Origin of the sequence: Burkholderia guangdongensis, assembly GCF_013403875.1 — a bacterium.
Classification (GTDB): Bacteria; Pseudomonadota; Gammaproteobacteria; order Burkholderiales; family Burkholderiaceae; genus Burkholderia; species Burkholderia guangdongensis.
In genome coordinates, this window is record NZ_JACBNX010000031.1 from 42,494 (window position 1) to 57,058 (window position 14,565).

The 14,565-nt window shown below is 67.1% G+C and carries 12 protein-coding genes, 5 tRNA genes and 1 pseudogene; 7 read left to right on the forward strand and 11 right to left on the reverse strand.

Annotated elements, in window-relative coordinates; genetic code table 11:
* Positions 1 to 11 precede the first annotated feature (11 nt).
* The 3 genes from HZI36_RS24505 to aceA all read left to right on the forward strand — a co-directional run bounded on the left by HZI36_RS24505 (position 12) and on the right by aceA (position 3,868).
* Positions 12 to 281 (forward strand): acyl-CoA-binding protein, encoded by a 270-nt coding sequence (locus HZI36_RS24505; protein ID WP_179405267.1) that lies wholly within the window; start codon positions 12 to 14, stop codon positions 279 to 281.
* 348 nt (positions 282 to 629) lie between these two features.
* The gene (locus HZI36_RS24510; protein ID WP_179405268.1) at positions 630 to 2,183 is read left to right on the forward strand and encodes a DEAD/DEAH box helicase; all 1,554 of its coding nucleotides are present in this window, start codon (positions 630 to 632) and stop codon (positions 2,181 to 2,183) included.
* A 374-nt stretch (positions 2,184 to 2,557) separates the two neighbouring features.
* Entirely contained in the window at positions 2,558 to 3,868 is a 1,311-nt protein-coding gene (aceA, locus tag HZI36_RS24515) for an isocitrate lyase (protein WP_179405269.1), read from the forward strand.
* Positions 3,869 to 3,952: 84 nt separating this feature from the next.
* Here aceA and HZI36_RS24520 read toward each other — a convergent pair whose 3' ends face one another.
* A complete protein-coding gene (locus HZI36_RS24520; RefSeq protein ID WP_179405270.1) occupies positions 3,953 to 4,387 on the reverse strand; it encodes a universal stress protein in 435 nt (144 codons plus the stop codon).
* Between the two features lie 200 nt (positions 4,388 to 4,587).
* Complete coding sequence (locus tag HZI36_RS24525) at positions 4,588 to 5,490, reverse strand: LysR family transcriptional regulator (RefSeq protein WP_179405271.1); 903 nt, start codon at positions 5,488 to 5,490, stop codon at positions 4,588 to 4,590.
* A gap of 157 nt (positions 5,491 to 5,647) precedes the next feature.
* Between HZI36_RS24525 and HZI36_RS24530 the strand changes: the two genes are divergently transcribed.
* Both HZI36_RS24530 and aceB read left to right on the forward strand, forming a co-directional pair.
* Positions 5,648 to 6,409, forward strand: coding sequence for a haloacid dehalogenase type II (locus HZI36_RS24530; RefSeq protein ID WP_179405272.1), 762 nt, complete (start codon positions 5,648 to 5,650; stop codon positions 6,407 to 6,409).
* Between the two features lie 56 nt (positions 6,410 to 6,465).
* Positions 6,466 to 8,020: pseudogene (gene aceB / locus HZI36_RS24535) on the forward strand (malate synthase A).
* Between the two features lie 208 nt (positions 8,021 to 8,228).
* On the opposite strand, the gene HZI36_RS24540 reads toward aceB, so the two are convergent.
* On the reverse strand, positions 8,229 to 8,645 hold the full coding sequence (locus HZI36_RS24540) for a gamma-glutamylcyclotransferase family protein (protein WP_179405273.1): 417 nt from the start codon (positions 8,643 to 8,645) through the stop codon (positions 8,229 to 8,231).
* Positions 8,646 to 8,679: 34 nt separating this feature from the next.
* On the reverse strand, positions 8,680 to 9,174 hold the full coding sequence (gene rraA, locus HZI36_RS24545) for a ribonuclease E activity regulator RraA (protein WP_179405274.1): 495 nt from the start codon (positions 9,172 to 9,174) through the stop codon (positions 8,680 to 8,682).
* Between the two features lie 234 nt (positions 9,175 to 9,408).
* Here rraA and HZI36_RS24550 point away from each other — a divergent pair, with 234 nt between their 5' ends.
* Complete coding sequence (locus tag HZI36_RS24550) at positions 9,409 to 10,269, forward strand: AraC family transcriptional regulator (protein WP_179405294.1); 861 nt, start codon at positions 9,409 to 9,411, stop codon at positions 10,267 to 10,269.
* A gap of 67 nt (positions 10,270 to 10,336) precedes the next feature.
* Here the strand turns inward: HZI36_RS24550 and HZI36_RS24555 are convergent, their stop codons facing one another.
* The 7 genes from HZI36_RS24555 to gltX all read right to left on the reverse strand — a co-directional run bounded on the left by HZI36_RS24555 (position 10,337) and on the right by gltX (position 13,332).
* Positions 10,337 to 10,801, reverse strand: a complete 465-nt coding sequence (locus HZI36_RS24555; RefSeq protein ID WP_179405275.1) for a GNAT family N-acetyltransferase — start codon at positions 10,799 to 10,801, stop codon at positions 10,337 to 10,339.
* A 317-nt stretch (positions 10,802 to 11,118) separates the two neighbouring features.
* Positions 11,119 to 11,195 (reverse strand) — tRNA-Asp (locus tag HZI36_RS24560).
* Positions 11,196 to 11,264: 69 nt separating this feature from the next.
* Positions 11,265 to 11,340, reverse strand: a tRNA-Glu gene (locus HZI36_RS24565).
* Positions 11,341 to 11,403: 63 nt separating this feature from the next.
* A tRNA-Asp gene (locus HZI36_RS24570) sits at positions 11,404 to 11,480 on the reverse strand.
* Positions 11,481 to 11,558: 78 nt separating this feature from the next.
* A tRNA-Glu gene (locus HZI36_RS24575) sits at positions 11,559 to 11,634 on the reverse strand.
* 134 nt (positions 11,635 to 11,768) lie between these two features.
* Positions 11,769 to 11,844 (reverse strand) — tRNA-Ala (locus HZI36_RS24580).
* A gap of 78 nt (positions 11,845 to 11,922) precedes the next feature.
* Complete coding sequence (gene gltX, locus HZI36_RS24585) at positions 11,923 to 13,332, reverse strand: glutamate--tRNA ligase (RefSeq protein WP_179405276.1); 1,410 nt, start codon at positions 13,330 to 13,332, stop codon at positions 11,923 to 11,925.
* 274 nt (positions 13,333 to 13,606) lie between these two features.
* Here gltX and HZI36_RS24590 point away from each other — a divergent pair, with 274 nt between their 5' ends.
* Positions 13,607 to 14,545, forward strand: coding sequence for a patatin-like phospholipase family protein (locus HZI36_RS24590; protein WP_179405277.1), 939 nt, complete (start codon positions 13,607 to 13,609; stop codon positions 14,543 to 14,545).
* Positions 14,546 to 14,565: the final 20 nt, after the last annotated feature.

Genomic DNA, 14,565 nt, shown 5'->3' on the forward strand with positions numbered 1-14,565 from the left:
GGAGAAACCCGATGAGCGATATCACCGCCCAGTTCAGCCAGGCCCAGGAAGCCGTGAAGCAACTGACCGAGCGTCCGGGCAACCTGACGCTCCTGCGCCTCTACGCGCTCTTCAAGCAGGCGACCGACGGCGACGCCCACGGCGACAAGCCGGGCTTCACCGACATCGTCGGCAAGTACAAGTACGACGCGTGGGATGCGCTGAAGGGCACGACGTCCGACGCGGCGAAAGAGCAGTACGTCGCGCTCGTCGAGTCGCTGAAGAACGGCACTGCGTCCTGAGTCACCGCTCCTCGAAAATGCGGGTGGCGCAGCGCAGCAAAAGTCTCTATAATCTCGGCTGCGTCACCCGCCACACTCGGTCAACTAGCCGATCCGGCCTCGACGCCACGTAGCGTGTAGCTCCAATCCGGTTTAGAACCTGTCCCCTCCTGCTTCGGCCTCGCTGGCCGTCAATTATCAGGCTGGCGGCATCCGCCTCACGGCGCGCCGCACCAAAAACAGCTTCTAATGCCCCATCCGCCAGCCTACTGGCGGATTGCCCCGTTTCCCGATTTGCTCGATGAATCCGACGACTTGGGTATGCGCGATTGGCGCCGACGTTTGACCCACTGTGTTTCAAGGATTGTTATGACTTCGAGCAACTCCACCAGCCCGCTCAACGTGATCGCCGATCAGGCGCTCGGTCTCGACGCAGCCCCGGCCGCAGGTCTTCCCGCCGCCGCCCCGGCCGCCCCGTCGGACGAACCGAGTTTCGCGTCGCTCGGGCTGTCGCCGGAGATCGTCTCCGCGCTGGAAGCCGCCGGCTATGTGAAGCCGACGCCGGTCCAGCAGCGCGCGATTCCGGCCGGCATCGCGGGCCGCGACCTCCTCGTGTCGAGCCCGACCGGTTCCGGCAAGACGGCGGCGTTCATGCTGCCGGCGATCGAGCGCTTCGCGCAACTGCAGAAGGCACAAGCGCAGCAGCCGCGCGCGCCGCGCGAGCCGTTCAACGGCGATCGCCGCGCCCGCCGCCCGCAGCCGGTCGCGCGTCCCGGCCTCCTCGTGCTGACGCCGACCCGCGAGCTCGCGATGCAGGTGACGACCGCCGCGTCGACGTACGGCAAGCATCTGAAGCGCCTGCGCACGGTCAGCATCCTCGGCGGCGTCGCGTACGGCCAGCAGCTGATGCTGCTCGCGAAGAACCCGGAAATCCTCGTCGCGACGCCGGGCCGCCTGCTCGACCACCTCGAACGCGGCCGCATCGACCTGTCCGAGCTGAAGATGCTCGTGCTCGACGAAGCCGACCGGATGCTCGACATGGGCTTCATCGACGACATCGAGACGATCGTCGCCGCCACACCCGAATCGCGCCAGACGATGCTGTTCTCGGCAACGCTCGACGGCAAGATCGGCTCGCTGACGGGCCGCCTGCTGAAGGATCCGGAACGCATCGAGATCCAGCAGCGCCTCGAGTCGCGCACGAACATCGCGCAGACGGTGCATTACGTCGACGACCGCGACCACAAGGATCGCCTGCTCGATCACCTGCTGCGCGATAGCGCGCTCGATCAGGCGATCATCTTCACCGCGACGAAGATCGACGCGGACCAGCTCGCCGGCAAGCTCGCCGACGCGGGCTTCGAGTCGGCCGCACTGCACGGCGATCTGCCGCAAGGCGCGCGCAACCGCACGATCCGCGCGCTGCGCGAGCGCCGCGTGCGCGTGCTGGTCGCGACCGACGTCGCCGCGCGCGGGATCGACATCCCGGGCATCACGCACGTGTTCAACTACGACCTGCCGAAGTTCGCGGAAGACTACGTGCACCGGATCGGCCGCACGGGCCGCGCGGGCCGTTCCGGCACCGCGGTGAGCCTCGTGCATCACGCGGAGCAAGGCGCGCTGAAGCGGATCGAGCGCTTCGTGCGCGCGCCGCTGCCGGTCAACGTGATCGAAGGCTTCGAGCCGCGCAAGGCGCCGCCGGCGCGCACCGGCGCACCGGGCCGTGGCCGTCCGGGCGGCGGCAACGGCAACGGCGGCCGACGCTTCGGCGGCAAGCCGGGCAGCGGCGGCAACGGCAGCAGCCGTCACGGTGGCGGCGGCAATGGTAGCTGGGGCGGCAAGCCCGCCGGCAGCCGCGACGGCTACGCGCGCCGCACCGACGGTCAGCGCGGCGGCCCGCGACGCAGCAATTCCGCGTCGTGACGGTCACGCGGACCGCGCATTCCGGCGGTCCGCGACCTCGCACCCTCATCCGACCGGCGCACTCGCGCCGGTTTTTTTTGATCCACCCGATTTTTCACGATGCGGAAAATTTTTTTGCTCTGTAAAAATACATGCTGCGCGGCACAAGGCCTGGCATTGCGGGATAGAAAAAATCGTTTCTCATCGTGAAACACTGAACTTATATAATTGATTTATAAAGACTAATATTTTCAAACGCCTGCACGAAAGCCTTTGTTGCGCGCCCTCGGATTTGCCTAGACTCTTATACAAGACTTCACGAAACGGAACCCACTCAACCGGCTTCGTGAAAGACACCACCGCGATCAGGCAACACCCACTTCAAGGAGCTCATCATGTCGCGTCAGCAACAGGCACAGGAACTGCGGAAGCAATGGGAAACGGATCCGCGCTGGAAGGGCATCACGCGCAACTATTCCGCTGAAGACGTGATTCGCCTGCGCGGCTCGATCCAGGTCGAGCACACGCTCGCGAAGCGCGGCGCCGAGAAGCTGTGGAGCCTCGTGAACGACGAGCCGTTCGTCAACGCGCTCGGCGCGCTGACCGGCAACCAGGCGATGCAGCAGGTGAAGGCCGGCCTGAAGGCGATCTACCTGTCCGGCTGGCAGGTGGCCGGCGACGCGAACGTCGCGGGCGAAATGTACCCGGACCAGTCGCTGTACCCGGCGAACTCGGTGCCGCTCGTCGTGAAGCGCATCAACAACACGCTGACGCGCGCCGACCAGATCCAGTGGTCCGAGGGCAAGAACCCGGGCGACGAAGGCTACGTCGATTTCTTCGCGCCGATCGTCGCTGACGCGGAAGCCGGCTTCGGCGGCGTGCTGAACGCGTTCGAGCTGATGAAGGCGATGATCGAGGCGGGCGCATCGGGCGTGCACTTCGAAGATCAGCTCGCATCGGTGAAGAAGTGCGGCCACATGGGCGGCAAGGTGCTCGTCCCGACGCGTGAAAACGTCGGCAAGCTGACGGCCGCGCGTCTCGCCGCCGACGTGATGGGCACGCCGACCGTGCTGATCGCGCGCACCGACGCGGAAGCCGCCGACCTGATCACGTCCGACATCGACGACAACGACAAGCCGTTCCTGACGGGCGAGCGCACGGTCGAAGGCTTCTTCCGCACGAAGCCGGGCCTCGAGCAGGCAATCTCGCGCGGTCTGGCCTACGCGCCGTACGCGGACCTGATCTGGTGCGAAACCGGCAAGCCGGATCTCGAATACGCGAAGAAGTTCGCGGAAGCGATCCACAAGCAGTTCCCGGGCAAGATGCTGTCGTACAACTGCTCGCCGTCGTTCAACTGGAAGAAGAACCTCGACGACGCGACGATCGCGAAGTTCCAGAAGGAGCTCGGCGCGATGGGCTACAAGTTCCAGTTCATCACGCTGGCCGGCTTCCACGCGCTGAACTACTCGATGTTCAACCTCGCGCACGGCTACGCCCGCCAGCAGATGAGCGCGTTCGTCGAGCTGCAGCAGGCCGAGTTCGCGGCCGCCGACAAGGGCTTCACCGCGGTCAAGCACCAGCGCGAAGTCGGCACCGGCTACTTCGACGCGGTCACGCAGACGGTCGAGCGCGACGCGTCGACGACCGCGCTGCACGGCTCGACCGAAGACGAGCAGTTCTTCGACGGCGGCAAGCGGGTCGCGTAAGCAGGAGGCGGTCCGAGCGAGGACCGCATCGATACAGCGCGCCGGCCATGACCGGCGCGCGGCTTTTCCGCGGCACGCGGCGAGCTAGCGATAGACGATCACCGGAATTTTCGTGTGGGTCAGCACACGTTGGGTCTCGCTGCCGATCAGCAGGCTGCCGAGCCCCCGCCGCCCGTGCGACGCCATGAAGATCACGTCGCAGCCGCCCCGCTCCGCCGCCTCGATGATCCCCAGATACGGCGACGGATGCACGCTCGTCCACGTGTCGCACGTGACGCCCGCCTGCCGCGCGGCGGCCTCGACCTCGTCGAGATGCGTGCGCGCCTCGCGCTCGCTGCGCGTGCGGAAATCGGCGGGCGGCTCGATGATCACTTCGGAAAACGGCGAATACGGATACTGCGGCAGGCACGCATACGCGGTCACGCGCGCACCGACCGCGCGGGCCAGGTCGATCGCGCCGTCGATCGCCTTCTTCGACAGGTCGGAGCCGTCGGTGGGAACGAGGATGTGCTTGAACATCGCGGCCTCCATCGGCAATCGAACGCCGCGCGCCGCGCCGTCTCGGGCCGCGGCGGCCGCGCGCCCGGGGTTCCAGCTTCGATTGTAGTGTGAGAAAACGCGCCGCCGGCCCGGGCAGCGGGTTCGTCCTCATATCGGAAACGCGCGGACGCGGGGTCGATTCAGCCCCCGCGTTCAGCCCCCGCATTCAGCCCCAGCATTTAGCCCCAGTACCCCGGCTGCTCGTACGTGTGCTTCAGATAGTCGAGAAAGAGCCTTACGCGCAGCGGCAGATGGCGCCGCTGCGGAAACACCGCGTGGATGCCGATCGGCGGCGCCGCGAACGCGTCGAGCACGCTGACGAGGCGGCCCGCCGCGATGTCGGCGCCGACCTCCCACCACGAGCGCCACGCGAGGCCGTGCCCGGCCAGACACCATTCGTGGAGCACCACACCGTCCGAACATTCCATCGTCCCGCTCACGCGGATCGACACGACCTTGTCGTCCTCCTGGAACGCCCAGCCGCGCTGCTGGTTCGCGCTCGCCGCGAGCGCGAGGCAGTTGTGGTCCGCGAGTTCGGCGAGCGTGGCCGGCGTGCCGCGCCGCGCGAGATAATCGGGCGCCGCGACGCACACGCGCCGGTTCTCGCCGAGCCTCAGCGACACGAGCGACGAATCCGGCAGCTCGCCGAGCCGCACCGCGCAGTCGAAGCCCTCGTTCACGAGATCGACCATCCGGTCGGACAGATCGAGCGTCACCGACACGTCCGGATGCGCAGCCGTGAATTCGGGCACGACCGGCGCGACGTGCCGCCGGCCGAACCCCGCCGGCGCGGTGATCCGCAGATGCCCGCTCGCCTTGACCCCGCCCGCGGACACGCTCGCCTCCGCGTTCTGCATGTCGTTGATGATGCGCTGGCAATCCTCGAGAAACGCGGAGCCCTCGAAGGTCAGCGTCAGCTTGCGCGTCGTGCGCACGAGCAGCTTCACGCCGAGCCGCTCCTCGAGCGCGTCGAGGCGACGGCCGACGATGGCGGGCGCGACCCCTTCCGCGTGCGCCGCCGCCGACAGGCTGCCTTTCGCCGCGACCGCGGCGAACGTTTCGATCTGTTTGAACCGGTCCATGAACGTCGCGAGCGGCCTCCGCCCCCGCCGGATTGACTGAAGTGGCGCCAGATTAGGTACTCAAAAGTAAAAGATCAAGTGATGATTAGCGTCTTTTTTAGTGAAGGTGATCACGAATAGAATCGATCCCGACCTCTGAAAGATGGAGCGCACGGCTATGTCGGCCACAACGACACCTTTTCCCCACGCGATCCTGTTCGACGCATACGGCACGCTGTTCGACGTGCACGCCGTCGTCGCGGCCGCCGAGCAGATGTTCCCCGGCCACGGGGATCGACTGTCGCAGCTCTGGCGCCGCAAGCAACTCGAATACTCGCAACTGCGCACGCTCGCCGATCCGGGCGGCGCGCGCTATCGCCCGTTCTGGGACGTCACGCTCGACGCGCTGCGCTTCGCGACGCGCTCGCTCGGCCTCGCGCTGAACCGCGCGGCCGAGAAGCGGCTGATGGACGAATACGCGTGTCTGTCGACCTATCCCGACACCGTGCCCGCGCTGCGCCGGCTGCGCGCGCGCACGCCGCGCCCGTCGCTCGCGATCCTGTCGAACGGCAATCCGCAGATGCTCGACATCGGGGTCAAGAGCGCCGGGATGACCGGCCTGTTCGACCGCGTGCTGTCGGTCGACGCAGTGCGTTCGTACAAGCCGTGCCCGGCCGCGTACGCACTCGGCACCGACGCGTTCGGGGGGAATCCGCGCGACTTCTTGTTCGTATCGTCGAACGGCTGGGACGTGGCGGGCGCCGCGTGGTTCGGCTATACGACGTTCTGGTTGAACCGCACCGGCGCCCCCGCCGAGGAACTCGGCGCGCCGCCCGACGGCACCGGCTCCGGCATGGCCGACCTGCTCTCCTTTATCGACAACCCGCCGGCTCCGGCCGGCAAGAGCGCAAGCCGCGCGCGCCCCGGCCCGGGCGCGTAACGCCGCCGCTCTCCCTTCAACGCCACCGCAACTGACCGACCAAGGAGAAACGACTGATGACCACCCAGCTCACGCTGCCGCAAGGCATGGCGATTACCGGCGAAATCAAGCCCGGCTACGAAACGATCCTGACGCCCGACGCGCTCGCGCTCGTCGCGTCGCTGCACCGCGCGTTCGAGCCGCGCCGCCAGGCCCTGCTGGCCGCGCGCGTCGAGCGCACGCAGCGCCTGGACGCCGGCGAACGCCCCGACTTCCTCGCCGACACGCAGTCGATCCGCGACGGCGACTGGCGCGTCGCGCCGCTGCCGGCCGATCTGCAGTGCCGCCGCGTCGAGATCACCGGGCCGGTCGAGCGCAAGATGATCATCAACGCGCTGAACTCCGGCGCCGATTCGTACATGTCGGACTTCGAGGATTCGAACGCGCCGAGCTGGGCGAACCAGATCGTCGGCCAGATCAACCTGAAGGACGCGGTGCGCCGCACGATCTCGCTCGAGCAGAACGGCAAGACCTACGCGCTCAACGACCGGATCGCGACGCTGATCGTGCGTCCGCGCGGCTGGCATCTGGACGAGAAGCACGTGACGGTCGACGGCCAGCGCGTGTCCGGCGGCATCTTCGATTTCGCGCTGTTCCTGTTCCACAACGCGAAGGAGCTGATCGCGCGCGGCTCGGGCCCGTACTTCTATCTGCCGAAGATGGAGAGCCATCTCGAGGCGCGCCTGTGGAACGACATTTTCGTCGCCGCGCAGGATGCGGTCGGGGTGCCGCGCGGCACGATCCGCGCGACGGTGCTGATCGAGACGATCGTCGCCGCGTTCGAGATGGACGAAATCCTGTATGAACTGCGCGAGCACAGCTCGGGCCTGAACGCGGGCCGCTGGGACTACATCTTCTCGGCGATCAAGAAGTTCAAGAACGACCGCGACTTCTGCCTCGCGGAGCGCTCGCAGATCACGATGACGGTGCCGTTCATGCGCGCGTACGCGCTGCTGCTGCTGAAGACGTGCCACAAGCNCGATCAAGAACGATCCGGCCGCGAACGACAACGCGATGGCCGGCGTGCGTTCGGACAAGGCGCGCGACGCGGGCGACGGCTACGATGGCGGCTGGGTCGCGCATCCGGATCTCGTGCCGATCGCGATGGAGGCGTTCGTGAAGGTGCTCGGCGACAAGCCGAACCAGATCGCGAAGCAGCGCGACGACGTGCAGGTCGAGGGGAAAAACCTGCTCGACTTCCAGCCGGAAGCGCCGATCACCGAGGCGGGGCTGCGCAACAACATCAACGTCGGGATTCACTATCTCGGCGCATGGCTCACGGGCAACGGCTGCGTGCCGATCCACAACCTGATGGAAGACGCGGCGACGGCGGAGATCTCGCGCTCGCAGGTGTGGCAGTGGATCCGCTCGCCGAAGGGCGTGCTCGCCGACGGCCGGAAGGTGACGGCGGAGCTGGTGCGCGAGTACACGAAGATCGAGCTCGACAACGTGAAGCGGTCGGTCGGCGGCGATACCGCGCCGTACGAGCGCGCGGCGGTGATCTTCGAGAAGATGTCGACGTCGGAGGACTTCACCGCGTTCCTGACGTTGCCGCTTTACGAGGAAATCTGACGCGGCCGGCCAGGTGCGGCCGGCTAGGTGCGGCCGGCTAGGTGCGGCCGGCCAGGTGCGGCCGGCCAGGTGCGGCCGACTAGGCGCGGCCGGCCAGACGAACGCGGGAACACGACGCGTGGCCACAAGCCGCGCGTCGCGTTCCCGATGCGATGACAAGGCGCGCCGCGGCGCGCCTTTCGCTTTGCTGCGCCGCCGGCGCGCGACGTTACGCGCTCAGGCGATCGCGGTCGCGCCGGTACCGGACCCAGTCGCCGGATTCGATGCGCGGCAAGCCGGCGACCGCATGCGGCGCGATCGGATAATAGAAACACGCGTAGCGCAGGCCGTTGAGCTCGACCTCCATTTCCACGGGCTGGTACAGCGTATCGACGCCCGGATACACGCGCTCGATCTCGTCGAGCACCGGCACGAGCCGATCGTCGATCGCGTACAGATCACCCCATACGCGTCCTCCGCCGGCCCCGGCGATCATCCCCGGACAAATCCCGAAGTCGTACAGTTCCCCCGCCAGCGCGACCGAGCCGAGCAGGACCGGCGCGGCGATGCCGTGCCGTGCGGCCGCCCGGCCGATGTCGTTGATCTCGCCGGCCCGCAACGTCCCGTAGACGAATACATGGCGCATCGCATTTTCCCCGTATGTTTTGTGTGGTGTCGGATTATTCGAGCCGCGCGTCGCTGACGAGCACGCCATCCGCATCGGCATAGATCCATTCGCCCGGCGCGATCCGCGTGCCGAGCACCGTGACCGGCACGTCGCGCACGCCCGCACCGCGCTTGTCGCTCTTGCGCGGATGCGTCGCGAGCGCGAGCACGCCGACGTCGCACGCGGCCAGCTCCGCCGAATCGCGCACGCAGCCGTCGACGACGATCCCGGCCCAACCGTTCTTCTGCGCAAGCAAGCCAAGATTGCCGCCGACGAGCGCACAGCGCAAGCTGCCGCCGCCATCGACGACGAGCACGCGGCCGCCGCCGGCCTCTTCGAGCGCGGCGCGCACGAGCGTGTTGTCCTCGAACAGCTTCAGCGTCGCCGCCGGACCGGCGAAGCGCGCCGCGCCGCCGTACGGGCGCAGCGCCGGTGCGAGCACGCGCAGCGTGCCCGCCGCGAGTTTGTCTTCGTGGGCGTCGCAAAGATCGGTCGTCGCAAACGTCATGCCATCTCCTGTCGTATCGATCGAATGTCGACCGAACCCGGCGCTCAGGCGCCGCCTCCGGTCCCGTGCAAGGCTGAGTTGAATACCCCATTATCAGACGAAAAAATGCCATCGCGGGCCGCGCGCGAGCCCTTCTACAATAGCGACTTACCCCCATACCCGCACCCGCGCGCCGCGTCCGATCGCCCCCGACCACCCCCGACCACCATGAGCCCGCCCTTCCTCGCCGCCGGCATGCCCGACGATACGCACATCGACGTGATCGACATCCCGCCCGAATTCGCGCCGACGGCCGCCCATCCGATGCGCGTGCGCGCCCGCCCGCTCGCGGCCGGCGTGCGCGTGCCGCGGCACACGCACGCGTGGGCGCAGGTCGCGTACGCGTCGCGCGGCGTGTTGCGGGTCGCGACCGACGGCACGACGTGGATGGTGCCGCCGTCGCGCGCGATCTGGGTGCCGCCGCATGTGACGCACGAGGTCGTGATCGTCGAGGATGCGTATCTGCGCACGCTGTACGTCGATGCGTCGATCGTGCCGGACGGGCTCGATGCGTGCCGCGTCGTCGAGGTGTCGGGGCTGCTGCGCGAGCTGGTCGTCGCGCTCGACGCGCGCGACCTGAACCCGACGCGCGAGCGGATGCTGCACGCGCTCGTGCTCGACGAGCTGAGCCATGCGGAGCCGCTGCCGCTCGCGGTGCCGATGCCCGACGAGAAACGCCTGCGCGCGCTGTGCGAGGCAGTGCTTGCGCATCCGGCCCACGCGGAGTCGCTCGAGCATCTGGCCGGCGAGGTCGGCGCGAGCACGCGCACGTTGTCGCGGCTGTTCAGGCAGGAACTCGGCGTGAGCTTTTCGCAATGGCGGCAGCAGGCGCTGCTCGCGCGCGCGATTCCGCTGCTGAATCAGGGGCGCCCACTGTCGCACATCGCGCGCGAGCTCGGCTATCAAAGCCAGAGCGCGTTTTCGGCGATGTTCCGGCGCGCGTTCGGCGAGAGTCCACGCGCGTTCATGCTGCGCGGGCACGAGCCGCGCGGCGGCGAGATCGCGTCGGAGCACGATGCATCGTGGGACGACGCGCAGACGTATGACAAGGCATGACAAGGCATGACGCGCGCGCCGGGCTGCGCATGTGCGCGGCGGTGCCGGCGGCTCGCCCGATCCCGAGTCAGACCGGCCGCACCATGTGCCGGATCGCGCCGAGCTGCGCGAGCCTCGGACCGGCGACGCGATAGCCCATGCGCAGATAGAGCCGCGCGGCCGGATTGTCGACGAACACGCGCAACTGCAGTTCGCGCAGGCCGCGCGCGCGCGCCCAGCGATGCGACATGTCGAGCAGATACGTGCCGGCGCCCTGGCCGCGATGGCCGGCCGCGATCTGCACGTCGCGGATATGGAGCGAATCGCCCTCTTCGGTCACGCGCAGCACGCCGATGCGCGCGCCGTCCGCCTCGAGGATGAAGTTTTCCGACTCACGCCAGCTCGCATAGAACAGATCGCTGCGCCAGACGAGGCCATGACGCTTGTAATAGCCGCCCATGTTGCCGTGCGTCAGCGCTTCGGCAAACGGGAAATCGCCGGGCTCCGCGGGACGGAGCTGATACAGGAGTCGGAGGTCAGTGGGATCGAGCATCGCACGGTCGTCGTTGACGCATTCCGTCACGATAGCTCAGCGCGGCGCGGATGCAATCACGATTTGCACGCATCCGGTGCGGGGAAAGTTACCGGCGAAAAAAATGCCCGCACAAGGCGGGCATTCTTTATTTTGGCGGAGCGGACGGGACTCGCCTACGTCCCGCAGGCCGCGGATGCGCTTGCACGCGCATCCCTTCGAGTCCCGCCGGAAGCCGCGCAGGCGGCTTCCTCCGCTCCGCAGTCACGTGCCCGCAAGCGGGCACTCAAGGAGGAAAGCAATAAAAAATGCCCGCACAGGGCGGGCATTCTTTATTTTGGCGGAGCGGACGGGACTCGAACCCGCGACCCCCGGCGTGACAGGCCGGTATTCTAACCGACTGAACTACCGCTCCAGTCTTGCTTCATACGCGGCAGGCGTCGGTTATGTCCTGCCGGCGCGTCGTTCGAACGACGCCGAATTCTGGCGTCCCCTAGGGGATTCGAACCCCTGTACTCACCGTGAAAGGGTGATGTCCTAGGCCTCTAGACGAAGGGGACAACGTACTGCTTACATCTTTAATACAAAAGCCCGTTCAAAAACGTCTTGAACGGGCTTCGTTCTGGCGGAGCGGACGGGACTCGAACCCGCGACCCCCGGCGTGACAGGCCGGTATTCTAACCGACTGAACTACCGCTCCAGCTTTCTGCACCGTCACTTGCGGGCGTCGGTCATGCCCTGCAAGCTGCATCGCCTCTCATCGAAACGACGCCGAATTTGGCGTCCCCTAGGGGATTCGAACCCCTGTACTCACCGTGAAAGGGTGATGTCCTAGGCCTCTAGACGAAGGGGACAAAATCTTTTCAGATCTGTCTGGTTTCGCTATTAATTTTTCGTCAACAGCGAAGACCGAAATTTTAACTACTTCGAATCGTTTTGTGAAGCATTTTTTTCACTACCCTGCTTCGCAACCGACTCGATGTTCTGATGGTGGAGGTAAGCGGGATCGAACCGCTGACCTCTTGCATGCCATGCAAGCGCTCTCCCAGCTGAGCTATACCCCCTTGCAGAACAGAAGTGAGATTATATGGGGCAATCTCGCTTCTGTAAATACCCTTTTTGCGAACTTTTTGCGAAGCCCCTCACGCGAGCCCCGCCTCGATCCGCGACACGACGACATCGCGGCCGAACAGCGCGAGCACCGCGTCGATCGACGGCGTATGCGTCGTGCCCGCGACCAGCAGACGCACCGGCATCGCGAGCTGCGGCATCTTCAGCTTGTGCGCGGCGAGCGTCGCCTTCAGCGCGGCGCCGATCGCCTCCTTGCTCCAGTCGGCCGTCTTCAGTGCCGCCGCCAGCTCCGCGAGCGCCGGACGCACCGCGTCGCTCACATGCTGCGCGAGCGCGTCGGCCTCCGGCACCGGCGCGCGGTAGAACATCGCGGCGCCTTCCGCGAGTTCCTTCAGCGTCGTTGCGCGATCCTTCATCAGCCCGATCACGCCCGCGAGATCGGGACCGGCCGCGAGCATCGCGTCGTCGATGCCCAGCGCCGCGAAGAACGGCTTCGACAGCGCCGCGATACGCGCGACGTCCGCTTCCTTGATGTAGTGGTTGTTCAGCCAGTTCAGCTTGTTGTGGTCGTACTGCGCCGGCGACTTGCCCAGATGCTCGAGATCGAACCACTCGACGAACTGCTCGCGCGAAAAGATCTCCGCGTCGCCGTGTGACCAGCCGAGACGCGCAAGATAGTTCACGACCGCCTCCGGCAGATAGCCGGCGTCGCGGTACGCGATCACGCTCATCGCGCCGTGGCGCTTGCTCATCTTCTCGCCCTGCTCGTTCAGCACGGTCGGCAGATGCGCGTATACCGGCGGCTCGCCGCCGAGCGCGCGCAGGATGTTGATCTGGCGCGGCGTGTTGTTCACGTGGTCGTCGCCGCGAATCACGTGCGTGATCCCCATGTCGAGATCGTCGACGACCACGCAGAAGTTGTAGATCGGCGTGCCGTCAGGACGCGCGATCACGAGGTCGTCGAGTTCCTCGTTCGAGATCTCGACGCGCCCCTTCACCGCGTCGTCCCACGCGACCGTGCCCGTCAGCGGATTGCGAAAGCGCAGCACCGGCTTCACGCCTTCCGGCGGCTGCGGCAGCACCTTGCCCGGCTCGGGGCGCCACGTGCCGTCGTAGCGCGGCTTCTCGCCCGCCTCGCGCTGGCGCTCGCGCAGCGCGTCGAGTTCTTCGGTCGACATGTAGCACGGATACGCGAGCCCCTCGGCGACCAGTTTCGCGAGCACCTCGCGATAGCGGTCCATCCGCTGCATCTGGTAGAACGGGCCTTCGTCGAAATCGAGGCCGAGCCACGCCATCCCCTCGAGGATCGCGTCGACCGCCTCCGTGCTCGAACGCTCGACATCCGTATCCTCGATGCGCAGCACGAACGTGCCTTCCATCTTGCGGGCGAACGCCCACGGATAGAGCGCGGAGCGGATGTTGCCGAGGTGGATGAACCCGGTGGGACTCGGCGCGAAGCGGGTGCGGACAGGACGGCTCATAAACGGTCACTCGGAAATGAATCGACGCGGGACCGGCGGCGGCGCGTGCATGCGGCGCGCGCTCCGATGCCCGGAACGGAAAGAAACGGCGATTATACCCGCCGCGCACGCATTGCCGGCCACCGCGCGCAGCGCACGCCAGTTGCTTTATGATGGGCGCGCCGCGGCCGCCAGCCGGCGCCGCGCCGGCCGTGCGGATCGCCGCGCGGTCGTTTTAGGAACGTATCGGCGCGCGGGCACGCAGCCCGCCGCCCGCAGCTGGAGAGTCCCCCCGATGTCGTCCCCTCGCCTGTCGCGCCGCCAGTTCGGAATCGCGTGCGCATCCGTCAGCCTCGCCGCCTGCACGTCCGCCTGCACGTCATTCGGCAGAAAGAACCGCCCCGAGAACACATCCGCCAACCCCGCGCAGCCGCGGCCCGTGCGGATCGGCATCGCGCTCGGCGGCGGCGCCGCGCGAGGCTTCGCGCACATCGGCGTGCTCAAGGGCCTCGAGGCGCGCGGCATTCCGATCGATCTCGTCGCCGGCACGAGCGCCGGCTCGGTCGTCGGCTCGCTGTACGCGTCCGGGTTGAGCGGGCTGAAGATCAACGAACTCGCGCTGAAGATGGACGAGTCGTCGATCAGCGACTGGGCGCTGCCGTTCCGCTCGCGCGGCCTGCTGCAGGGTGTTGCGCTGCAGAACTTCATCAACCAGACGCTTGCCAACCGGCCGATCGAGAAGATGACGAAGCCGCTCGGCATCGTCGCGACCGATCTGCGGAGCGGCCAGCCGATCCTGTTCCGCCAGGGCAACACGGGCCTCGCGGTGCGCGCGTCGTGCAGCGTGCCGTCCGTGTTCGAGCCGGTGCCGATCGGCAACCGCGAGTACGTCGACGGCGGCCTCGTGAGCCCGGTGCCGGCGTCGTACGCGAAGAAGATGGGCGCGGATTTCGTGATCGCCGTCGACATCTCCGCGCGCCCCGAAGGCGGCGCGACGAACAACCCGATCGAGATGCTGTTGCAGACCTTCACGATCATGGGCCAGACGATCAAGACCTACGAGCTCGACAAGTATGCGGACGTCGTGATCCGCCCGAACCTGAACCAGATGGGCGGCAGCGATTTCAATCAGCGCAACGCGGCGATCCTCGCCGGCGAAGAGGCGGTCGCGCGGATCATGCCGGAACTGCAGCGCAAGCTCGCGGCGGCGGCGGGCCGCGGCGCGGCCGCGTAAAAATGCAAAAAACCCCGCCG